We start from the raw sequence: 21,323 nt of genomic DNA on the forward strand, positions 1-21,323 counted from the left end.
GTGACGGGCGTGCCGAGGTACGCTCGTGGCATGACCCCGGAAGACATCGCCCGGCTCACGTACTTGCGCAAGGCCCGTGACCTGATCGACCGCGAGTACGCCAAGCCTCTCGACGTACCCACCATGGCCAGCCATGCGTTCATGTCACCGGCGCACTTTTCGCGGCAGTTCCGCGCCGCCTATGGCGAGACCCCTTACAACTACCTCATGACCCGCCGGATCGAGCGCGCGATGGCGCTCCTGCGCGGCGGAATGAGCGTCACCGACGCGTGCATGGAGGTCGGTTGTACGTCACTTGGCTCCTTCAGCTCGCGGTTCACTGAACTCGTCGGCGTGCCGCCGAGCACATACCGCGCCCGCGAGCACCTGGCCGTGGCTGCCATGCCCGCGTGCGTCGCGAAGATACGTACGCGGCCCAGCCGAAACGAAGCCAGCAAGCGTCTGGAAGCGCTGGCGGTCGGCGCAGACTGACTCAGGCCGTAGCCGGCCACGACTTCAGCAGAGGTTCCGCCCCGATGGGGCGGGACCTCTGCTGCGTCCGGGACGTCCACTAACCCGGGCAGAGCGCCGCCGGAAATACGGGTCACATTTGATTTGCGGAAGTTTCATAGCGTCACCACCGCATTTGAGGATTATTCTGAAGCCGTGCCAAATATTCGAGTATCTGAAGCGGCCCGGTTCCTCGGCGTCAGCGACGACACCGTCCGGCGTTGGACCGAGAACGGCATCCTGACTCCGGTCAAGGATGATTCAGGCCGGCTGGCCGTGGATGGGCTGGAACTTGCCCACGTCGCGCGGGACCAGGCCCAGCTGCCCGAGGATCCCACCCGGGTGGGCCGCTCGGCGCGCAACCGTTTCGTCGGCCTGGTCACCGGCATCACGGCCGACAAGGTCATGGCACAAGTGGAACTGCAGTGCGGTCCCTTCCGTGTCGTCTCCCTCATGAGCAGCGAAGCGGTCCGCGAGCTCGGGCTCGAACTCGGCTCGGTCGCCACAGCCGTGGTCAAGGCCACCACGGTCATCATCGAAACTCCCCAAGGAAAGAGCACCATATGAGGATCATCCCCAAACCTTTCGCCGCGGTGCTCGTCGCCGGCGCCCTCGCGGCCGGCATGACAGGCTGCGGTTCAAGCACTCCCGCAGGCACCGCAAACGGCGGATCCGCCAGCGCAAGCGAAACACCAAAGCTCTCCGGCACGGTGACGGTCTACGCGGCTGCCTCGCTGAAGGCAACGTTCACCAAGCTGGCCAGCGAATTCGAAGCTGCGAACCCGGGTACAAAAGTGGCCCTGAGCTTCGCCGGGTCTTCTGACCTCGTCACCCAGATCACCCAAGGCGCTCCGGCGGACGTCTTTGCCTCGGCTGACACGAAGAACATGGGCAAGCTTTCCGACGCCAAGCTGCTCGACGGAACGGCCAAGAACTTCGCCACCAACGTCCTGACCATTGCCGTCCCGCCGTCCAACCCGGCGTCGATCAGTTCCTTCGAGGACCTCGCCAAGCCGGGCGTCAAGGTGGTGCTCTGCGCCAGCCAGGTACCCTGCGGCTCCGCGGCCCAAACCATCGAAAAGGCCACCGGCACAACCCTGAAGCCCGTCAGTGAAGAGTCTTCCGTGACTGACGTCCTGGGCAAGGTCGCCTCAGGGGAGGCCGACGCCGGACTCGTCTACGTCACCGACGTCAAGGGCGCAGGGGACAAGGTCAAGGGCATCACTTTCCCGGAGTCGGACAAGGCCGTCAACACCTACCCGATCGGCACCGTTGGCACCAGCAAGAACAAGGACCTGGCTGCCGCGTTCATCGCCTTGGTGACGGGAAGCGAAGGCAAGAAGGTGCTCGGCGACGCCGGCTTCGGAACGCCGTGACCCTCCGGAAAGAAGCGAGCAGGATTCAAGAAGCGCTCGTCAACGCCCCGGACTAACGTCGTTGCCATGACTATTTCATTGCAGTACTCACATATCACTGTCAACGATCCCGACGAAGCGCTCACCTTCTACCGGGACGCCCTCGGCCTTGAGGTGCTCAACGACGTCGCGCAAGGCGGATTCCGGTGGGTGACTCTCGGCAGCAAGGACCAGCCGGGTGTTGAAATCGTGCTATCCGAACCGCATGCGGGCCGGTCCAAGGCCGACGGCGACTCCCTCCAGGAGCTGCTCACCAAGGGTGTCCTGGGGCCGATCGTCTTCCGCTCCGACGACGTCGACACGCTCTTCGAGAAGGTCAGGGCGTCCGGCGCGGAGGTCATGCAGGAGCCGATCGACCAGCCGTGGGGTCCCCGTGACTGCGCCTTCCGCGATCCTTCGGGCAACATGGTGAGGATTTCGCAGGCTCCGGCCGCGTAGCTTGGTCTATTCTTAGCGGTGAAGAGCAGCTGTTCCGGTTCCGCGTTCAACCGGGTTCTGCCGCAAAGGAAGATTCGGGGATCTGAGGCTCACCATGGATGCTGGCGCTGAGCTCTGCACGCCGTTTCTGACCCAGCTACCAGTAAGCGGTGCAGCCGTGTCCATGTTCGGCGGGGCCGCGTCGGAGACCCTCGTGTGCGCTAGCGACAAACTGGCGGCCAAGCTTGATGAGCTGCAGTTTGATTTGGGGGAAGGTCCAAGGTGGGAAGCCTTGCGCACCAAGCTCCCGGTTCTTGTCCCCGATGTGCGAAATTCGCATCCGTACTCGTGGCCGGTTTTCAGCAAAGCAGTCCTGGAGACCGAAGCTGCGGCGCTGTTTGTATTCCCGGTGACCCTGGGCGCTTTGGAGCTCGGGGTTGTGGAGCTCCACAATACGAAACCGGGGAGCCTGAGTTACGCCGATTATGCGACAGCATCGGTCCTTGCCGGCCAAACGGCATGGCATTTGTTGCGAGGGGTTCTGTCGGTGAACTCGCCCGACACAAACCCCGCCGTGGAAGCGGCGTTGATGTCCCGGCGGGAGATCCACCAGGCCACGGGAATGGTCCTGGCACAATCAGGGAGTTCCGCTGCCGATGCACTTTTGTTGATGCGTGCACACGCGTTCGCGCATGCGCTGACATTGCGCGAAACAGCCGAGGCAGTGCTGCAGGGACGCCTGAGTTTTGCCCCGGGGAATGACGCGCACGGCAGCGGCGGTCTGCAGTAATATGGCGACATGGTGACGACAAGCCGCGCCGAGCGCGTCAGCGCGGCCTTCGTAAAGATCACGAACACGTTGGTCGCTGACTACGACGTGCTGGACTTGCTCCATGCGCTCGTCGAGGCATCCGTGGATCTGCTCGATGCCGCCGCCGCCGGGTTGCTGCTTGCAGATCCTCACGGCGAGCTGCAAGTCCTGGCCTCCACCAGCGAGCGAAGCCAGCTGGTTGAAATACTCCAGCTGCAGGCGGGCTCCGGTCCTTGTGTTGAGTGCTACCGGACAGGAACGCCGGTGGTCGTGGAGGACATAGCGTCCTTGACCGGCCAATGGGACGAATTCCGGGCGGCCGCCCTTTCGCAGGGATTCCGTTCCGTCCACGCGGTACCGATGCGCGTTCAAGGAAGAACCATCGGAGCCATGGGTCTATTCGGCGAACGGTCCGGCGCCCTGACGCCCGAGGACGTTGCCATCGGCCAAGCGCTGGCGGACGTTGCGACGATCGGCATCCTGCAGGAACGCACCATCCGCGAATCGGCGGTTGTCAACGAACAGCTTCAGCGCGCCCTGAACAGCCGGGTCCTCATCGAACAGGCCAAGGGGGTCATTGCCAACACTGCCGGAGTCAACATGGAAGAGGCGTTCGGGCGCTTGCGCTCATTTGCACGCGCCAACAACCAGAATCTGCATGACACGGCAGCGCGTGTCATCAACCGGACCCTGACTCTATAGGCGGCAAAGACCGTCCGCCGAGCTAGGGTCTGGTAACCGGGCGAATCCGGAGAAATTCCTGGTGGGACGCTAATTCGATGCCCAGTGCTGCCGCCGAAATGTCCTCGAGAGCATCCATCATCGATTCGAAGGCAGCCCCGTTTCCGGGTTCCGAATTCTCATCGCCGAATTGAATCGACCGGAAGAACGTAAAGCGCGCCACTTTTATTTTTAGCTCCGCGATGAGTTCGTCGATCTCCGCCAACGGGTAATCCCGCCAAGCTTCGGACTCTGCTGTGGCCGCGGGACGCCGGGCGTGGGAGGTGCGGGTGCTGGGGTCGCCTGGCATGATGTGTGATGTCCTCCTGGAGCGTGCGCCGACGATTGGCGCTGCCAGGGTCCAGGGCAACACACCTTGCCTATCCGACATGCCATCACGCGGAAAGGCTCTGATAAATAGTCCCTTACCCCTGCACTTTCCTTGCCGATAGTGGCAACCGTGAGTGAACAGGAAGATCAATCGGCGGGACGGCAGCGCACCGTGGACGTCTATGACTTCCGCAGGCCCACCACCTTGCCGCGACAGCACAGCCGCGTCCTGGAAGTCGCCTTCGAGACGTTCGCCCGCCAATGGGGAACACAGCTGACGGCCAAGGTCCGCGTGAAGTCCACCGCGACCCTTGAACAGCTCATCATGCAGAGCTACGACGAATACGCCGCATCCCTCCCTTCGGTCACGGCGATGGTGCTGTGCCGCATTGAGGGCAGCGAATCGCGGCTGGTCATGCAGTTTCCTGCCACGGCGGCATTGTCCTGGGTCACCCGCATGCTGGGCGGGGCCAGCGAGACGGCGGTCCCGGATCGTAAGTTCACCCAGATCGAGCAGTCCCTCATCAGCCGCATGGTGGAAGACGGACTCGAGGACCTGAGCTATTCCCTTGGCGCCCTGCTGACCACCCCTGTGCGCATGGACGTTATCCAGTACAACTCCCAGTTCGCCCAGGCCGCGGCTCCGGCAGAGCTCATGATCGTGGCCTCCTTCACCGTGAAGGTGGGCGAAAGCCTTGCCGCAGCCAGCCTCGCGATTCCCGCCGACATCCTCCTTTCCGGTCTTGGCGACGTGAATCCCACTGTCCACAGCCGCGACGCCGAGGCGCTTGTCCGCGCCCAGGTCACCCAGGTGCCGGTGGACGTCGCCATCCAGTTGAGCCCCACTCCGGTGACGCCGGCGCAGATCCTGGGCCTCGCCGTCGGGGATGTCATTCCGCTGCCGCACCTGGAGAACCGGCCGTTCGACGTCGCCATCAACGGCACCCGCCTGGCCACCGCGGCACCGGCCCGTAACGGCTCCCGTGCAGCCGCCGTCATCGTCACAATCGAGGAGAACCAGCGATGAGCATCACCCTGACCCTGCACGAGTCCGCGGCCGAGCGTTTGGCGATGCAGCTGCCGACCCCTGCCACGCTGCGCGTCTCCGGCATTGTCCCGCCCCAGGCCGCTGCGCCATATGCACCCCTTGCGATCACCGCCACGTTCGTGGGCGCCGTGACTGCGGACTTCGCACTCATCCTCACCGACCGTTCCTTCCTTGCCGCTGCCGGCGGGTTGAACGGCGTCGTCTCGGGCGGAGTCGTGTCCGTCGTTGACGTACTGCGCCCCGCGATTGAACACGCGGCTGACGCGTTCGACGCCGGCGTGCTGGGGGAGTTGCGTGAAGAAGACGCCGCCGGACTGCTGTCCGACTCCGAAACCGCTGTTTTTGAATTGCGTCAATCTCCCGTGTCCGACGGCGGGCAGGCATTCGGCTGGTTCGCCGTGCGGGTCCGCGAACACGGGACCGTCCAGGACGCGGCCGCCGCACGGAACGCCCAGGTGGGTGCCGTTTCGTCACGCCTTGGACTGATCAGCAACGTCGAAATGGCCCTCACCGTGGAAATCGGCCGCACCCGCATGTCCGTGCGCGACGCCCTCGCCCTGGAACCGGGCAAAGTGATCGAACTGGACCGCTCGGCCGGCGCACCCGCGGACGTCCTCCTCAACGGACGGCTGATTGCCCACGGTGAAGTGGTCGTCGTGGACCAGGACTATGCCGTGCGCATTACCCGCATCCTGGACGTCGCCGAGGGAATCTACTAGATGGATTCGCTCATCCTCGGGCTGCGCGTGCTCGTGGCCTTGGGCGCGGTGCTGGGGCTCATTTGGGTCCTGCAGCGCCGCCTTCTCAAAGGAAAGGCCAAGGGCCGACGCCGGGCCAACACCACGCTGACGGTGGTCAGCCGGCAGAGTGTCGGACAGAAGGCCTCCGTAGTGGTGGTCGACGCCGGCGACAAACGCTTCCTTTTGGGTGTCACCGAGCACGCCATCAACGTCCTGCATAGCAGCGACGTCCCCGTGGAGGTTCTGGAGACCGCTCCCGCACCCGAGAGCTTTGCCGACATCTTCCGCGACGCCGGTAGCGCGGCACGTGCGGACAAGGGGCCCCAAGCCGCTGCATTTCAAGGCAGCGCACTCACGCGCCGCAGCGGGATCCACCGCCGCAGCGAACCGGACAAAACACAGCCCATGCACGGCTCCATCCTTGCCGGTTCCACCTGGCGGCAGGCCGCCGAGGCCATCAGGGGACGCCGGAATTGATCCTGACTCTTGGGCCTGCCGGTGCCCCACGCACCGGCAGGATATTGCTGGCCGTGCGCAGGACACTTCCCGCGGTGCTCTGTGTCCTGTTGCTGACAGCCCTCTTCCTGTGGCTGGGCGCGTCAATTGGACATGCGGCACCGGTCAGCCCGACGCCACCCACCGCGCCCGCAGTTCCCACCGCGCCGGCGCAGCCGTCGAACGGCAACGTCAGCATCAATATCAATGGCCTCGATGGAAAGCCATCCACGGCGGTGGTGACTCTGATCGGGATCACGCTACTCTCGGTCGCGCCTGCCCTGCTGCTCATGATGACCTCGTTCACCAAGATCTTCGTGGTGCTCGCGATGACCCGCAACGCCTTGTCCCTCCCGTCCATCCCGCCCAACCAGGTGCTGGCCGGACTGGCGCTCTTCCTGTCCCTGTTCGTGATGTGGCCCGTGATCTCGGAGATCAACAACGTCGGCATCCAGCCCTACCTGAACGGGACACTGGACTTCAACGGAGCCGTTTCGGCGGGGTCCGCGCCGCTCCAGCACTTCATGGTGGCCCACACCCGCCAAGAAGACATTGCCCTCATGACCCGGGCGGCCAAACTGGATAACCCGGCCAACCCGCAATCGGTCCCGCTACAAACCCTTATCCCCGCGTTCATGATCTCCGAGCTCAGGGCAGCGTTCATCATCGGTTTCGTCATTTTCATCCCGTTCCTGGTGATCGACCTGGTGGTCTCGGCCGCGCTGATGTCCATGGGCATGATGATGCTTCCGCCGGTGATGATCTCGTTGCCCTTCAAAATCCTGCTGTTCATCCTGGTGGACGGCTGGGGATTGGTGATCACCGCCCTGATCCAGAGCTATTCGAGCGGCTGATGGATACCAACGCAGTCCTGGACATTTGCCTCCAGGCCCTGATTCTTGCGGCCAAGCTGGCCGCGCCCGCCTTGGTGACCGCGCTAGTGGTGGGCCTCGCCATTTCCCTCCTGCAATCCATCACCCAGCTTCAGGAAGCCACTCTCTCCTTCGTGCCCAAGGCAGTCGCCGTGGCCGTGGCCCTGGTGGTGTGCGGGCACTGGATGATCACCGAGGCCGTCTCCTTCACCAACGAGCTCTTTGCCCGGATACCCGCGCTGATCGGCGGAGCGTGAAGTGGAGCTGCCCTTCAACCAGTCCTGGCTTGAGGTCCTCTTGTTGGCCTCCGTCCGGATGACGGCGTTCCTGGTGGTGGCCCCGCCCTTCTCGCACCAAACTATTCCGCTGCGGATCAAAGGGATGCTCGGCATCGGATTGGGGCTGGCCGTTTCCCAACGTCTCTCCGCCGGCTACACCTCCAAGGACACCGCCGGCTTCATCACGGCCGTGGTCCTTGAGCTCGTGACCGGGTTGGTCCTTGGCTTCCTCGTTCTGCTCGTCTTCGCGGCCATCCAATCGGCCGGCAGCCTGATAGACCTCTTCAGCGGCTTCCAGATGGCCCAGGGCTTCGATCCCCAGATGATGATCAACGGGGCCCAATTCACCCGGTTGATGCAGATGGCCGCCCTGGCCCTGCTTTTCGCCTCGGACGGCTACCAGCTGGTGATCGGCGGCTTGACCGGGAGTTTCACGGCCTTGCCGCTGGCTGGAGGACTGGATTTGGCACAGCCGGTGCACGCGATGATTTCGGCTGTCACCGGGATGTTCCTCTCCGCGGTGCAAATCGCCGGGCCGCTCCTTGTGGTGTTGGTACTCGCCGATATCGGGCTGGGGCTCCTCACCCGTGTAGCGCCCGCCCTGAATGCTTTTGCCCTGGGCTTCCCGCTCAAGGTCCTCATCACCCTCGGGCTTGCAGGGTTCCTGTTCCTGGCACTGCCGCGCCTCGTTGCCATGCTCGCCGAGCAAGCGGCGAACACACTGATGGGGGTGGGCTGATGTCGGATTCACAAGAGAAAACCGAGCAAGCCACGGACAAACGGATGCGGGAAGTCCGGTCCAAAGGGCAGCTTTCCCGCTCGCAGGACCTCACCGCCTGGCTCGCCGTCGGATCCGCCGCGGCCATGATTCCGTCCACCATCGAGCGTGCCTCCAACGCTGCGGCTGACCAACTGTTCACCGTCCGCGGAGTCATCGCGAACCCCGAGCCCGGCAAAGCCGTCGCGGCGCTCGACGCCGGGTTCGGTTCCCTGGCCCAAGTGCTGGGGCCCCTGTTCGGGGTGGTCATGGTGGTGGTGCTCGCCGGATCCGCGTTGCAGGGCGGCATCCACTTCAAGAAGTTCCGCGCCGAGTTCGAGCACTTCAACCTCCTCAGTGGCCTCAAGCGGATCTTCGGCACCCAGGCACTGTGGGGCGGCCTGAAAGCGCTCCTCAAGACCGCCGTCGTCGGACTTGTCCTTTACGCCGTTGTGCAGGGGCTCATCCCGGTGCTGCTCACTGCCGGGGGACTGCCGGTGTCCGGCATCCTTTCGGCAGCAGTCGGGGGCATCGGTTCGTTGATCCAGTTCGCCGTGCTGGCGGGCCTGGTCCTAGCTGCCGCGGACATCTTCGTGGTCATGCGCCGCAACCGCAAGAAGACGCGCATGTCCAAGAAAGAAATCAAGGACGAAAACAAGAACAGCGACGGCGATCCCCTGATCAAGTCCCAGCGGCGTTCGCGCCAATTGAGCATGAGCCGGAACCGCATGATCGGCGCGATCGCGGACGCCGACGTCGTGATCGTCAACCCGACGCACGTCGCCGTCGCGCTGAAGTACGACGCCGGCAAAGCGGCACCGCGCGTCGTGGCCAAGGGAGCGGGGGTGATCGCTGCCCGCATCAGGGAAGAGGCGGAGGCGACATCGGTTCCGATGGTCCAAGACATCCCGCTGGCGAGGGCACTGCACTCGGCCTGCGAGCTGGGCCAGGAAATCCCCGTGGAGCTGTACCGGGCCGTGGCGGGAGTCCTGGCGTTCGTCATGTCACTCAAGGCCAGGGGAGCGGCACGCGGAATGCACCGTTTGCCGCAAGAAAGGACACAGCCATGAACAGATTCGCCAGGCTCACCGTGCCGGTGGGAATCGTGGGCATCGTACTGCTCCTAGTTGTTCCGGTACCCGCGCCGCTGCTGGACTTCCTGATCGTCTGCAACATCCTGCTCGCCTTGTTGATCCTGCTCACGAGCATGTTCGTCAAGAAGCCCTTGGACTTCTCCGTCTTCCCGTCGTTGCTGCTCGTGGCCACGCTGTTCCGGCTGGGGCTCAACGTCGCGTCCACCCGGCTGGTGCTGGGACAAGGATTCGCCGGGCAAGTGATCGACGCTTTCGGCAAGGTCACCGTGGGCGGCTCCATGATCATCGGCGCCGTGGTGTTCCTGATCCTGGTGGTCATCCAGTTCGTCGTGGTCACCAAGGGCGCCGAGCGCGTGGCCGAGGTGGGAGCCAGGTTCACCCTCGACGCAATGCCCGGCAAGCAGATGGCCATCGACGCGGACCTCAACGCCGGCCTTATCACTGACGCCCAGGCCCGCAAACGCCGTGCCGAGGTTTCCGCCGAGGCCGACTTCTACGGCGCGATGGACGGTGCCTCGAAATTCGTCAAGGGCGATGCGATCGCGGGCATCATCATTATCATCATCAACTTTGTCGGTGGCATTGCCATCGGCGTGCTGCAGCGCGGCATGAATGTCGGCGACGCGCTGAATTCCTACGGCCTCTTGACCATGGGCGACGGGCTGGTCACCCAGATTCCGGCCCTCCTCATGGCCGTGTCCACGGGCATGATCGTCACCCGGTCCAATGCCGAGGAAGACATGGGCCGCACGGCCTCCTCGCAGCTTATGCAGTCGCCCAACGCCTTGCTCATCGCGGGGCTGGCCGCCGTCGCCATGGCGCTCATCCCCGGCATGCCAGTCGTGCCCTTCCTGCTGGTGGGCGCTGCCCTGCTGTTCGGCTCGAGGCGCCTCGAGGCGCAGCAGAAGAAGCACAACGAGGCGGAGGACGCCAAGGAAGCGGCCACCTTAAGCTCCGAAGAAGACCCCAACGAGCGGCTCATGCAGGACATGCGTGTCCACCCGGTCGAGATCCTGCTGGCTCCGGACCTTGTTGACATGGTCTCCGGCGCCTCGGACGACCTCCTGGCCCGCGTCCGTTCCTTGCGCCACAAGATCGCCATGGAGTTGGGGATCGTGATTCCACCCGTCCGCACGCGCGACAACGTCGAGCTGCCGCCGTCCACCTATGCCATCCGCATTGCCGGAGTGGAAGCCGGACGCGGCACGGCGCCGTCGGGCAAGTTGCTGGCCCTCGGCGATTACCTTGACGCCTTGCCGGGTACCTCCACCGTGGAACCTGTCTTCGGGCTGGCCGGCAAGTGGATTCCCAGCGAGATGCGCCACAGCGCGGAAATGACCGGAGCAACGGTGATCGACCGGGTTTCCGTGCTGGTGACCCATTTGTCGTCGATCGTGTCCGCCAACGCCGCAAGGCTCCTGACCCGCGAGGACGTCAGGGTGCTGACGGAGGGCGTGCGCAAGCAGAGCCCGGCCGCCGTCGAGGAGCTCATTCCGGGACTGATGTCCCTGGCGGAGGTGCAGCGGGTGCTGCAGGGCCTCCTCGAAGAACAGGTCCCCATCAACGATCTTCCGCGCATTTACGAGGCCCTTGCCCTCCGTGCCAAGGTTTCCACCGAGCCCGAGGCCCTGGTCGAAACCGCCCGGCAATCCCTCGGCCCGGCGCTCGCGGCCAAGTTCCTAGACGGCACGGTGCTTAACGTGATCATGATCGATCCGCTCCTGGAGCAGTCCATGCTTGAGGACATGCGTCCGGCCGAAGGGGGTACCCAGATCGTGATGAGCCAAGCCCGGCTGGATGCCGTCCTGGCCTCTGTGCAGTCTTCGGTGGAGGCCGCGGCAAATGCCGGACGGCAAGCTGTCCTGGTGTGCGCCCCGGCGCTGCGGCCCGCCGTCCGGCGGCTCGTGGCAGCTCCCGACGGCGGTGTTCCCGTGTTGTCCTACCGCGAAGTGACGTCCGCAAACATCCAGATCGAAACCGTGGGGGTGGTCCGCCATGCCGAAGCAATACAAGCTTAAGGGCGCATCCCTGGACGCCATCCGCCAAAAAGCCGAGCAGCAGTACGGGCCCGGGGCTCGGATCGTCGCCGCCGAGAAGGTCACCAACCCCGGAATCGCAGGGCTCTTCGCGGCCAATCGCTACGAGGCCACGATCGAAGTTCCGGCAGCGGGTTCATCCCCACTAGCTAGCAATAGTTGTCGTTCTGACGGCCCAGAACGACAACAACTGCGAGTTAGTTGGGAGGGCCCTGCGGGCGGGGAGGCGCATGCGTTGCAGGGGCCCGCGATCGCCGCGCTCCTGGAGCAAGCCGACGCCGCCGAGATGGACCTGCACCGGCCCGAGGCAGCCGTTTCAACGGCCTCCCCGGATTTTGCCGGGATGTTGGAGCAGTTAGGAAAGGAGTTCCAGGCGCCGGTTTCCGGACCGCAAGGGTTGCTGACCGCGTTGCCGGCGGCCGCCGTCGGGCACGGCGTTCCTGTGGCCGTACCCGTGCCGCTTACCGGCAGCGGCAACCTGATCATCCTGCTTGGCCTCGGCGACGACGCCTTGGGACCGGCGCTGGAAGTGTCCATCGCCGAGGGCGGTTCCGACGTCCGGACAGCCGGAGCGTTGACAGCTTTCGGGCACCTCCACGTGGCGGGGCGCCAGGGCGCGACGGCGGCGCGCGCCCAAGCGGTGCTCACCGGCCAAACCGTGCTGGTGGCGTACGGTCTCGGCCGGCAGGGCGAAACCGTGACGCATGCGGCGGACATCGCGGCGCTCGCCGCAGACCAGGTGTGGCTGGTTGTTGACGCCGGGCGGAAGGCTGAAGACACGGCGGCCTGGGTCCGGGCGCTCTCCGCAGCCCTTGCCGCCGAGGGAGTCACGCTTGACGCCCTTGCTGTTTTCGGCGCGTCGGAGACTGGAAGTCCCGAGACGGTCAACGGGCTGGGTCTCCCCATCGGGTGGGTGGACGGCAAGCCCGCCCGCGTTGCCGTGCTCGGAAAGGTAGATTGAGAGCATGCTGGTACTGACACGTAAGCCGGGCGAACAGATCATGATTGGTGAGGACATTGTCATCACCGTCATGGAAGGCCGCGGCGACGGCGTGCGGATCGGGATCGAGGCACCCCGAGGGGTGTCCATCCAGCGTCGCGAAGTGGTCGAGGCGATCGCCGCTGCCAACCTCGCCGCTGCCCAGGCCGGCCCCGAAGCCGAGGAGCTCGTTGCCGGGCTGCGCCCGCCTGTCCGGAAACCGGGCAAGGACTAGGCGCGTACTACTCCAACCCCAGGAACTCCCTGAGGAGCGGCAGCGAGCAATCCCTGGTCACGGCCAGGGCCCGTTCGATATTGGCGCTTTCCGCAAGCAGCATCACGTCATCCACGGTGTCCGCACACGCGACCGCTCCCGGCGCTGCCAGGGCTGCGTCGCCGGGCTGAACGGAGCCAAGCGGCGGGTTCCCGGCCCCTTGCAGCCCCATCTGGAGAGCCTCGACGTTGGCCGCCGCGGTTGTTTCGACTTGCTTGAGCACCAGGACCAGCTCACGGTGGTGTTCTTGCAGCAGTTCCGGCCAGACTCCGGGCGGGGCCACTGAAGCGATCATCGGCAGCGTGGCGTTGGCCGACAGCCGCCATTCAATAGCCACGGCCGACGATTCGATGTTCCGGGCAAGCGTGTCGAAACGAAGGTTTTCCAGGACCTTTTCCACGTCAGCGGCAGCGAACTTCAACCAATGCCAGTTGCCTGCCCGAACGTGCAGCAGCTGTGTTTCAAGCCGGTACAACAGCAGTTCCAGCTGTCTCCGCTCACGCCACAGCGTCGCCGAAAGCTCATCCGCCCCCACGGTTCCCCATTCCCCGGTTTGGACTCGGAACATGGTTCCGAGTCCTGTTTTTCTATCTTTTTCATGAGCGTACACGCATTGTTATTTTCCAGATGGTATGTTCACTGAATACATGTCTGTTCCATGTAATCTTCGGCACGTTGCACCGTCTCAGCAGCTTGCCCATGAAGCCCCTGGAACCAGGCTTGGCAACTCAATAAACAGGTCTCATGGGGGGACTAATTTTGAATCGCGAAGAACGCAACGAGTTGGTGCTGCAGCACTTGCCGCTCGTTGGCTATTTGGTGTCGGAGCTCTGCGCGAGAGCTTCTCATTTGTCGCGCGACGATTTCGCGTCGGTGGGTTCCGTGGCGTTGATAACGTCTGCCGATTCCTTCGATCCGAACCTCGGAGTCCCCTTCGGCGCGTTTGCGCGCCGCCGGATCGTCGGAGCCTTCGCGGACGAGATGCGGGCCAGCGACTGGGCCACCCGGTCAGCGCGCAAACGCATCAAGGAAACCATGTCGGTCCAGGAGACGCTCTCCGGGGTCCTTGGCCGCACGCCTTCGGTCGCCGAGACCGCATCGGCCCTGGGTGTCGAACGAAGCGTGGTGGAAGCCGCCCTGGCCGATGCCGCGCGGACCCTGTCGCCGCTGGACGACGTCGTCGTGGACACCGTCGCGGCGGAGACCATCTCCCCGGAGCATTCGGTCCTTGCTGATGAGCGACTCAAGTACCTTCGCGCCGCCGTCGAGGCCCTGCCGGAGAAGATGCGTTACGTCGTCGAGGAGATCTACTTCGGCGGGCGGACCGTCAAGGAACTCGCCGAGGAACTCGGGTCCACCCACGCCGCGGTCTCCCAACAGCGCGCCGAGGGTATCCGCCTCATGCGCGACGGGCTGTCCGCGCATTACGCGGACGATCCCGGGCAATCCTTCGAGCCCCAATCGCGCATTACCGCCCGACGCCGGCACGACTACCTCTCCACCCTCGCCACCGCCACCCTGGGCGGAATCACCCGGAGTTTCAGCTCGCCTGATGCTGCGTTGAACCGGGCCGTCTAGCCTCCGCCTACTTTGCGGTCGGCACGCGGCGGAGCACGACGGCGGCAAGGACTGCCGCTCCCGCCATCAGGACGAGCCCGATCGCCGCTGTGATGTGGACCCCCGATTCAAAGGCGGCACGTGCCGCCGCGGTGAGGGCATCGCCCAATGGTTGGGGCAGCGTGGCCGCCGCGTCCACGGCTCCGGCGAGCGTCTCCCTCGAGCGTTCGCCCGCGTGGCCGGACAATTCGCCAGGAAGCAACAAGTGGTGTTGGTAGGACGCGGTCAGGATGGAGCCAAGCACGGCTGTGCCCAGCAATGATCCGAGTTCGTAACCCGTTTCGGAGATCGCCGATGCAGCACCCGCTTTATCGGCGGGAACCGCGCCGAGGATCAGGTCATTGGAGATGGTCTCCGCTGAGCCGACCCCGATGGCCAGCAGCAGGAGTGCCGTCAAAAGGTACCCTGGCCCCTGGCTGTGGTTGCCCAGGGCGGCCACCAGGTATCCCACTGCGCTCAGTGCCAGGCCCGATGCCACCACCAGGCCCGGGCGGATCCGCTTGACCAGCGGAACCACCACCAGGCCCGCAACGATGGTGGCAAGCAGGGCCGGAACCATCGCGATCCCCGCCTGCATGGGGGATTGGCCTTCCACGAGCTGCAAGTGCTGCGCGAAGAAGTAGATGAAGCCGGTCATGGAGAACAAGGACAAGACGTTGGCCGTGATGGCCGTGCTGAAGACCTTGTTCCGGAAAAGCCGAACGTCCAACATAGGCGATGCCAATGAGCGCTGCCTGCGGACGAAGACAATTCCCATGGCCAGGCCGAACGCCATGAAGGCCGCGGGTCCGGGGCCAAAACCGTGCACGGCGGCCTCCTTGATGCCATAAACCACCGGGGCCATGGTGAAGATGGAGAGCACGATGCTGGGAACGTCGGGCTTTCCCGGATTGCGGTCCTTGGACTCGGGGATGAGGAAGGGGCCGAAGGCGAGTAGCGGCAGCAAAAGTGGCACTGCAACCAGGAACACGGCTCCCCACCAGAAATGCTCCACGAGCCAACCACCGAAGATCGGCCCGAGCGCGGCGCCGCCGGAGAATCCCGCTGCCCACACGGCCACGGCGAGCCGGCGGCGGTTCGGGTCCGGGAAGATGTTGCGGATCAAGGACAGCGTGGACGGCATGAGCATGGCTCCGAAGATGCCCATGCTGGCGCGTCCTGCAATGAGCCACTCAGCCGACGGCGCGAACGCGGTGGCCGCGGAAACCGCGGCGAAGCCTGTGCTGCCGATCAACAGCAAGCGGCGGCGGCCGATCCTGTCTCCCAGGTTTCCCATGGACACCAAAAGCGCTGCGAGCACCAGCGGATAGGCATCCACGACCCACAGCAGCTGCACGCCCCCGACTTCCAGCGACCGGGCGATTTCCGGCAGGGCAAACGTCAGCGCCGTATTGTCCACAGCCACCAGCAGCACCGGGAACATCAGGAGTGCCAAGGCAGCCCAATCGCGCCACGGGGCGGATTGGATCGAAGAGGTACGGGGGTGCTGGGTAGTGGACGGCGTGAACATGAAGATAACTGTACCGTCTGGACGGTATAGTTTCAATCTGACTCAACGACCTGCCGCATCGAACTAAGGGATGATTGACACCATGCCGCGAAAACCTATTGCCCGGGACGCTGTCCTGGATGCCTTTGAAGCCCTGCTGATCGAGGTGGGGGAGCGGGCTGCCACCCTGGATGCCGTCGCCAAGCGCGCCGGCGTTTCCAAGGGCGGTTTGCTCTACCATTTCCCCAACAAAGAAGCCATGATCAGCTCCTTGCTCGAACGCATGGACGGGCTGGCTGCGCTGGACATCGCGGCAATGAAGGCGGCCCCCGAAGGTGCGGCCGCGTTCTTCATCAAGTCTTCCCTGTGGGCGGACACCCCCTTGGACCGGGTGTTCGTGGCAGCCACGCGGCTCGCGGAAGTAGCCCATGAAGAAACCCGAAGGCGCTTCGCGGGGATCCAGCAACAATGGCTCGATGTGCTCGCGGAGGAAGTGGGGCCCGAGATGGCCAAAGCTGTCCGGTACATGGGCGATGGACTTTACTTCAACGCAATGCTCGAAGGCGGTGCCGGCGATACGGAAGTCAAGGCCAGCGCAAGGAGCGCCGACGTCGGTGCGCTGTTGGCCGCCGTCGAACGCCTCCGTGCCTAATGGCGCGGCCCAACTGGCTCGCAGTTGTTGTCGTTTAGAGGCTCCAAAACGACATCTAGTGCGAGTCAGCTGGGAAAGTCAGTCGGCTCGGTGACCATATTTGCGGACGCGGGCAGTCCATAGGACAATTGGGAGTTGTGGCAGCCGTCACCGGCAACCACAATCCGATTCATACAACTGAATACGCCTTTGATCTGCGGCGGGAGAGTCCTGCAGGCATGTGATGCAGGCGCCGTAGGAGCAAATCCTCCCCAGGAATCTCTCAGGCCCACGCACCGCCGCGGCAAGGCAACTCTGGAAAGCAGTGCGCTGACGCGTGCTCACCGACGGTGCAAGCGGAACAGTGCCACAAGCACGGTTTCGCGGAAACTCTCAGGTCCAATACAGAGCGGGGAGGAACCCGATTAGCTGTGGCGTACCCACGCCGCCTTATTAATGGAGTTCCTTCGTGACGGTTAGTTCAACCTCCACTACGTTCGTTGACCGGCATATCGGCGCCCGGCGCCAGGCCGACATTGACATCATGCTCAAGTCTGTTGGCTACGACAGTGTCGATTCGCTCGTAGACACCGCGGTTCCCAATGACATCCGCCAGGATGTCGCATTGACGCTCCAGAACGCCCTCAGCGAGGTCGAGGTCCTGGCCGAGCTGCGCAAGCTGGCGGCCAAGAACAAGACGGCCGTGCAGATGATCGGCCAGGGCTATTACGACACTGTCACTCCGCCGGTGATCCGCCGCAACATCCTCGAATCCCCGGCCTGGTACACGGCGTACACCCCGTACCAGCCGGAAATTTCCCAGGGCCGCCTCGAGGCGCTGCTGAACTTCCAGACCATGGTCCAGGACCTCGTGGGCCTGCCCATCGCCAACGCTTCCCTCCTGGACGAAGCCACCGCCGTCGCCGAAGCGGTCCTCATGATGCGACGCGCCAACAAGAACAAGACCGCCCACGACGGCAAGACCGTGCTCGACGCCGATTGCCTCCCGCAGACGATTGCCATCGTGAAGGGCCGCGCCGAGGCGCTGGGCTTTGAGGTGGAGATCGCTGACCTGTCCAGGGGCCTGCCCGAGGGCGACATCAACGGCATCGTGCTGCAGCAGCCGGGCGTTTCCGGCCGGGTGTTCGACCACTCCGCCGTGATTGCCGCCGCCAAGGAACGCGGCGCCCTGGTTACCGTCGCCGCGGACCTCCTCGCCCTCACCTTGATCACACCTCCGGGCGAGCAGGGTGCCGACATCGCGGTCGGCTCCACCCAGCGCTTCGGCGTGCCGCTGTTCTTCGGCGGCCCGCACGCCGCGTACATGGCCGTCCAGAAGGGCCTCGAGCGTTCCATGCCGGGCCGCTTGGTGGGCGTTTCCAAGGACGACGCCGGCACTCCCGCCTACCGCCTGGCGCTGCAGACCCGTGAGCAGCACATCCGCCGCGAGAAGGCGACGTCCAACATCTGCACCGCGCAGGCACTGTTGGCCATCGTGTCCTCGATGTACGCCGTCTACCACGGCCCCGACGGCCTGAAGGCGATTGCCGAGACCGCCCACAACCACGCCCGCACCCTGGCAGCGTCCCTCAAGGCCGCGGGCCTTGAGGTCCTGCACGGCAGCTTCTTCGACACCGTCACCGTCCGGGTCCCGGGCAAGGCTGCCGAGATCGTTGAAGCCGCCGAGGCCAAGGGCATCAACCTGCGCGGCATCGACGCCGACACTGTTGGCGTCTCGGTTGACGAGACGACAACAAAGGAAATCGTCGGCGGCGTCCTTGATGCTTTTGGTGTCGTCGCGGTGTTTGGTGCTGAGCTACTTGAGTCCGGTGAGGGTTTCGCGCTGGAGGCCGCCGTCGAGCGTTCTTCGGACTACCTGCAGCACCCGGTGTTCAACACGCACCGATCCGAGACCCAGCTGCTGCGCTACATCCGCAAGCTGTCGGACCGTGACCTAGCGCTGGACCGCACCATGATCCCGCTGGGTTCGTGCACCATGAAGCTGAACGCCACCGCCGAGATGGAAGCCATCTCCTGGCCGGAATTCGCCTCGATCCACCCCTTCGCCCCGGATTCCCAGACCGAGGGCTGGCGCGAACTGATCGAAGATCTGGAAGCTGACCTGACGGAGATCACCGGTTACGACCAGGTCTCCATCCAGCCCAACGCCGGTTCCCAGGGCGAGCTCGCGGGCCTGCTGGCCATCCGCGGCTACCACCACTCCCGCGGGGACCTTCAGCGCAACGTCTGCCTCATCCCGGCATCCGCACACGGCACCAACGCCGCCTCGGCGGTGCTGGCCGGCATGAAAGTGGTCGTGGTGGCCACGGCTGCCGATGGCACGATCGACCACGCGGACCTGCAGGCCAAGATCGACGCTAACAAGGATGTCCTTTCGGCGATCATGATCACGTACCCGTCCACGCACGGAGTGTACGACGCCGACGTCCGCGAAATCTGCGACTCGGTGCACGCGGCCGGCGGCCAGGTGTACGTTGACGGCGCGAACCTGAACGCCCTGGTTGGCCTGGCCCAGCCGGGCAAGTTCGGCGGCGACGTGTCCCACCTGAACCTGCACAAGACCTTCTGCATCCCGCACGGCGGCGGCGGACCCGGCGTCGGCCCGGTCGCGGCCAAGGCACACCTCGCACCCTTCATGCCGGGCGATGCCAACAAGGCGGCGCACGAAGACGGCGCTTCTTTGCCAGGGACTGGCGTTGCGATTTCCGCTTCGCGTTACGGCTCCGCGGGTGTGTTGCCGATTTCCTGGGCCTACGTGAAGCTCATGGGCGGCGAAGGCCTCACCGAGGCCACGAAGTCCGCGCTGCTCGCTGCGAACTACATCGCCTCGCGCCTGAACGAGTACTTCCCGGTCCTCTACACCGGTGAAGGCGGACTCGTGGCCCACGAGTGCATCCTTGACCTGCGCGAACTGACGGCCAAGACCGGCGTCACCGCCGAGGATGTGGCCAAGCGCCTCATCGACTACGGCTTCCACGCACCCACCCTGGCGTTCCCGGTAGCGGGCACACTGATGGTGGAGCCCACGGAGTCCGAGGACCTTGGGGAGATCGACCGCTTCATCGAAGCCATGATCACCATCCGCAAGGAAATCGACCAGGTTGCCCACGGCGACTTCACGGTGGAGAACAGCCCGCTGCGCCACGCACCGCACACCGCGGCCGCCGTCGTCTCCTCGGACTGGAACCGTGAGTACTCCCGCGAGCAGGCCGTCTTCCCGGTCCACCACCTCAAGCAGGACAAGTACTTCCCGCCCGTCGGCCGCATCGACGGCGCCGCAGGCGACCGCAACCTGGTCTGCTCCTGCCCGCCGATCGAAGCCTTCGAGAACTAAAGGACTCCTCACGATGACTGAGAACTACACTGCGCTCTACGAAGAGCACAAGAAGCTCGGCGCTTCCTTCACCGATTTCGGTGGCTGGCAGATGCCCCTGAAATACTCCTCCGAACTGGCCGAACACCACGCAGTACGTAACGCCGCCGGCTTGTTCGACCTTTCCCACATGGGCGAAGTCTGGGTCACCGGTCCGGAAGCCGCGGCTTTCCTGGACTACGCCTTGGTGGGCAAGATCTCCGCCATGTCGGTTGGCAAGGCCAAGTACTCACTGATCTGCCAGGAAGACGGCGGCATCATCGACGACCTCATCACGTACCGCCGCGGCGACGCCAAGTTCCTGGTGGTTCCGAACGCCGGCAACGCCAAGGTTGTCGCCGAGGCGCTGGCGCAGCGGGCAGCCAACTTCGACGTCGTCGTCGAGGACGCCTCCGCGGCAACCTCGCTGATCGCCGTCCAGGGTCCCAAAGCGGAAGCAATCCTCCTCCGCTTGGTCCCGGCCGAACAGCACTCCCTCGTCACCGGGCTCAAGTACTACGCCGCCGTTGAGGTGCCCTTCACCTTTGCCGGGAACACCACGGATCTGCTGCTCGCCCGCACCGGTTACACGGGCGAGGACGGCTTCGAAATCTTCGTGGACAACGACGCCGCTGCCGCCCTGTGGCAAGCAATCGCGGACGTTGCCGAGGACGGCGAGCTGATCCCCGCCGGCCTGGCCTCACGCGACTCCCTGCGCCTCGAAGCCGGGATGCCGCTGTACGGCAACGAGCTCTCCCGCGAAGACAACCCCTTCTCGGCAGGCCTGGGCCCTGTTGTCTCGCTCGCCAAGGAAAGCGACTTCGTAGGCCGCGCTGCCCTGGAAGCCCTGAAGGCTGAGGGCGCCGGTTCCACCAGCGGCCGCAAGCTGGTTGGCCTCAAGGGCTTGGGCCGCCGCGCCGGCCGCAGCCATTACCCGGTCCTCAAGGACGGCGCAGTTGTCGGCGAAGTCACCTCCGGCCAGCCCAGCCCCACCCTCGGCTACCCCGTAGCGTTGGCCTACGTCGACGTCGAACACGCCGAACCGGGCACGGCCCTGGACGTGGACTTGCGCGGCAAGTCCGAGCCGTTTGAGGTTGTCGCCTTGCCGTTCTATAAGCGGACCAAATAAGTTTCGGATGGGTGACCGTGGTTGCGTTTAGCCCGTCGGGACCGACATCCTCTGCGGGCTCGGTCGCGAAAGACGCCCGCTGAGCGGACGTGACGCTCCCTTAGACGCCCGCTGCCGGATGCCGGTCCCGATGGGGCCGTCCTCGTCACCTTTGGTTATCGAACTGATGGGTGGTTATCGAACAGAAGGGCGAACGGTATGGACCTCGGCTCACCCTTGGTGCCTCTGTTGCGAACCTGCACCTGTCGCGTTCGATCGCCCTAGGTTTTTGGAAGGTGGGCTACCTCCCGCAGGTTGGCCCACTGGAACTGAATCGGCCTACTGGAACC

The 21,323-nt window shown here is 64.6% G+C and carries 23 protein-coding genes and 2 riboswitches; of the genes, 20 read left to right on the plus strand and 3 right to left on the minus strand.

Features of this window, described 5'->3' with window-relative positions:
• Positions 1 to 30 precede the first annotated feature (30 nt).
• The 6 genes from AB4068_RS04085 (at position 31) to AB4068_RS04110 (ending at position 3,834) form a co-directional block, all read left to right on the plus strand.
• Positions 31 to 471, plus strand: coding sequence for a helix-turn-helix transcriptional regulator (locus tag AB4068_RS04085; protein ID WP_284989589.1), 441 nt, complete (start codon positions 31 to 33; stop codon positions 469 to 471).
• 174 nt (positions 472 to 645) lie between these two features.
• On the plus strand, positions 646 to 1,056 hold the full coding sequence (locus tag AB4068_RS04090; protein ID WP_059388228.1) for a TOBE domain-containing protein: 411 nt from the start codon (positions 646 to 648) through the stop codon (positions 1,054 to 1,056).
• The gene (gene modA / locus AB4068_RS04095; protein WP_307052745.1) at positions 1,053 to 1,865 is read left to right on the plus strand and encodes a molybdate ABC transporter substrate-binding protein; all 813 of its coding nucleotides are present in this window, start codon (positions 1,053 to 1,055) and stop codon (positions 1,863 to 1,865) included. Before AB4068_RS04090 ends, modA begins: the two co-directional genes overlap by 4 nt.
• A gap of 66 nt (positions 1,866 to 1,931) precedes the next feature.
• The gene (locus tag AB4068_RS04100) at positions 1,932 to 2,342 is read left to right on the plus strand and encodes a VOC family protein (protein ID WP_059388226.1); all 411 of its coding nucleotides are present in this window, start codon (positions 1,932 to 1,934) and stop codon (positions 2,340 to 2,342) included.
• 94 nt (positions 2,343 to 2,436) lie between these two features.
• A complete protein-coding gene (locus AB4068_RS04105; protein WP_059388225.1) occupies positions 2,437 to 3,111 on the plus strand; it encodes a GAF and ANTAR domain-containing protein in 675 nt (224 codons plus the stop codon).
• 9 nt (positions 3,112 to 3,120) lie between these two features.
• Positions 3,121 to 3,834: a GAF and ANTAR domain-containing protein gene (locus AB4068_RS04110; RefSeq protein ID WP_441432744.1), complete on the plus strand. Its 714-nt coding sequence runs from the start codon at positions 3,121 to 3,123 to the stop codon at positions 3,832 to 3,834.
• Positions 3,835 to 3,856: 22 nt separating this feature from the next.
• Here the strand turns inward: AB4068_RS04110 and AB4068_RS04115 are convergent, their stop codons facing one another.
• Positions 3,857 to 4,162 (minus strand): hypothetical protein, encoded by a 306-nt coding sequence (locus AB4068_RS04115; protein ID WP_284989591.1) that lies wholly within the window; start codon positions 4,160 to 4,162, stop codon positions 3,857 to 3,859.
• Positions 4,163 to 4,312: 150 nt separating this feature from the next.
• On the opposite strand from AB4068_RS04115, the gene AB4068_RS04120 reads away from it, so the two are divergent.
• Genes AB4068_RS04120 through AB4068_RS04165 form a run of 10 tightly spaced genes read left to right on the plus strand, consistent with a single transcriptional unit; the run spans position 4,313 to position 12,716 of the window.
• Positions 4,313 to 5,209 carry a flagellar motor switch protein FliM gene (locus AB4068_RS04120; protein ID WP_284989592.1) on the plus strand — a complete coding sequence of 299 codons (897 nt, stop codon included), beginning with the start codon at positions 4,313 to 4,315 and terminating at the stop codon, positions 5,207 to 5,209.
• A complete protein-coding gene (fliN, locus tag AB4068_RS04125) occupies positions 5,206 to 5,949 on the plus strand; it encodes a flagellar motor switch protein FliN (protein ID WP_332601736.1) in 744 nt (247 codons plus the stop codon). Before AB4068_RS04120 ends, fliN begins: the two co-directional genes overlap by 4 nt.
• A complete protein-coding gene (fliO, locus tag AB4068_RS04130) occupies positions 5,950 to 6,447 on the plus strand; it encodes a flagellar biosynthetic protein FliO (protein WP_441432745.1) in 498 nt (165 codons plus the stop codon).
• Positions 6,448 to 6,500: 53 nt separating this feature from the next.
• Positions 6,501 to 7,319: a flagellar type III secretion system pore protein FliP gene (gene fliP, locus AB4068_RS04135; RefSeq protein WP_441432746.1), complete on the plus strand. Its 819-nt coding sequence runs from the start codon at positions 6,501 to 6,503 to the stop codon at positions 7,317 to 7,319.
• Positions 7,319 to 7,594: a flagellar biosynthesis protein FliQ gene (gene fliQ / locus AB4068_RS04140; protein WP_059388219.1), complete on the plus strand. Its 276-nt coding sequence runs from the start codon at positions 7,319 to 7,321 to the stop codon at positions 7,592 to 7,594. The genes fliP and fliQ overlap by 1 nt, the downstream gene beginning before the upstream one ends.
• A gap of 1 nt (position 7,595) precedes the next feature.
• Entirely contained in the window at positions 7,596 to 8,354 is a 759-nt protein-coding gene (locus AB4068_RS04145; RefSeq protein ID WP_307052750.1) for a flagellar biosynthetic protein FliR, read from the plus strand.
• Entirely contained in the window at positions 8,354 to 9,442 is a 1,089-nt protein-coding gene (locus tag AB4068_RS04150) for an EscU/YscU/HrcU family type III secretion system export apparatus switch protein (protein WP_306963032.1), read from the plus strand. The genes AB4068_RS04145 and AB4068_RS04150 overlap by 1 nt, the downstream gene beginning before the upstream one ends.
• Positions 9,439 to 11,484: a flagellar biosynthesis protein FlhA gene (locus AB4068_RS04155; RefSeq protein WP_307052751.1), complete on the plus strand. Its 2,046-nt coding sequence runs from the start codon at positions 9,439 to 9,441 to the stop codon at positions 11,482 to 11,484. Before AB4068_RS04150 ends, AB4068_RS04155 begins: the two co-directional genes overlap by 4 nt.
• Complete coding sequence (locus AB4068_RS04160; RefSeq protein WP_441432747.1) at positions 11,462 to 12,463, plus strand: hypothetical protein; 1,002 nt, start codon at positions 11,462 to 11,464, stop codon at positions 12,461 to 12,463. Before AB4068_RS04155 ends, AB4068_RS04160 begins: the two co-directional genes overlap by 23 nt.
• Positions 12,464 to 12,467: 4 nt before the next feature.
• Positions 12,468 to 12,716: a carbon storage regulator gene (locus AB4068_RS04165; RefSeq protein WP_284989600.1), complete on the plus strand. Its 249-nt coding sequence runs from the start codon at positions 12,468 to 12,470 to the stop codon at positions 12,714 to 12,716.
• A gap of 7 nt (positions 12,717 to 12,723) precedes the next feature.
• Here the strand turns inward: AB4068_RS04165 and AB4068_RS04170 are convergent, their stop codons facing one another.
• On the minus strand, positions 12,724 to 13,323 hold the full coding sequence (locus AB4068_RS04170; protein ID WP_441432748.1) for a hypothetical protein: 600 nt from the start codon (positions 13,321 to 13,323) through the stop codon (positions 12,724 to 12,726).
• Positions 13,324 to 13,499: 176 nt separating this feature from the next.
• Here AB4068_RS04170 and AB4068_RS04175 point away from each other — a divergent pair, with 176 nt between their 5' ends.
• Positions 13,500 to 14,333: a sigma-70 family RNA polymerase sigma factor gene (locus tag AB4068_RS04175; RefSeq protein ID WP_284989602.1), complete on the plus strand. Its 834-nt coding sequence runs from the start codon at positions 13,500 to 13,502 to the stop codon at positions 14,331 to 14,333.
• A 7-nt stretch (positions 14,334 to 14,340) separates the two neighbouring features.
• Here AB4068_RS04175 and AB4068_RS04180 read toward each other — a convergent pair whose 3' ends face one another.
• Positions 14,341 to 15,882: an MFS transporter gene (locus AB4068_RS04180; RefSeq protein WP_441432749.1), complete on the minus strand. Its 1,542-nt coding sequence runs from the start codon at positions 15,880 to 15,882 to the stop codon at positions 14,341 to 14,343.
• 82 nt (positions 15,883 to 15,964) lie between these two features.
• On the opposite strand from AB4068_RS04180, the gene AB4068_RS04185 reads away from it, so the two are divergent.
• The 3 genes from AB4068_RS04185 to gcvT all read left to right on the plus strand — a co-directional run bounded on the left by AB4068_RS04185 (position 15,965) and on the right by gcvT (position 20,994).
• Complete coding sequence (locus tag AB4068_RS04185; RefSeq protein ID WP_441432750.1) at positions 15,965 to 16,513, plus strand: TetR/AcrR family transcriptional regulator; 549 nt, start codon at positions 15,965 to 15,967, stop codon at positions 16,511 to 16,513.
• Between the two features lie 190 nt (positions 16,514 to 16,703).
• A riboswitch (glycine riboswitch) is annotated at positions 16,704 to 16,801 on the plus strand.
• A gap of 1 nt (position 16,802) precedes the next feature.
• Positions 16,803 to 16,910, plus strand: a riboswitch (glycine riboswitch).
• 51 nt (positions 16,911 to 16,961) lie between these two features.
• Positions 16,962 to 19,847, plus strand: a complete 2,886-nt coding sequence (gene gcvP / locus AB4068_RS04190; RefSeq protein WP_332601728.1) for an aminomethyl-transferring glycine dehydrogenase — start codon at positions 16,962 to 16,964, stop codon at positions 19,845 to 19,847.
• A 13-nt stretch (positions 19,848 to 19,860) separates the two neighbouring features.
• Positions 19,861 to 20,994: a glycine cleavage system aminomethyltransferase GcvT gene (gene gcvT / locus AB4068_RS04195; protein ID WP_332601727.1), complete on the plus strand. Its 1,134-nt coding sequence runs from the start codon at positions 19,861 to 19,863 to the stop codon at positions 20,992 to 20,994.
• Positions 20,995 to 21,323 lie beyond the last annotated feature (329 nt).

Source organism: Arthrobacter sp. 2RAF22 (assembly GCF_052115325.1).
In the GTDB taxonomy this organism is placed as follows: Bacteria; Actinomycetota; Actinomycetes; order Actinomycetales; family Micrococcaceae; genus Arthrobacter.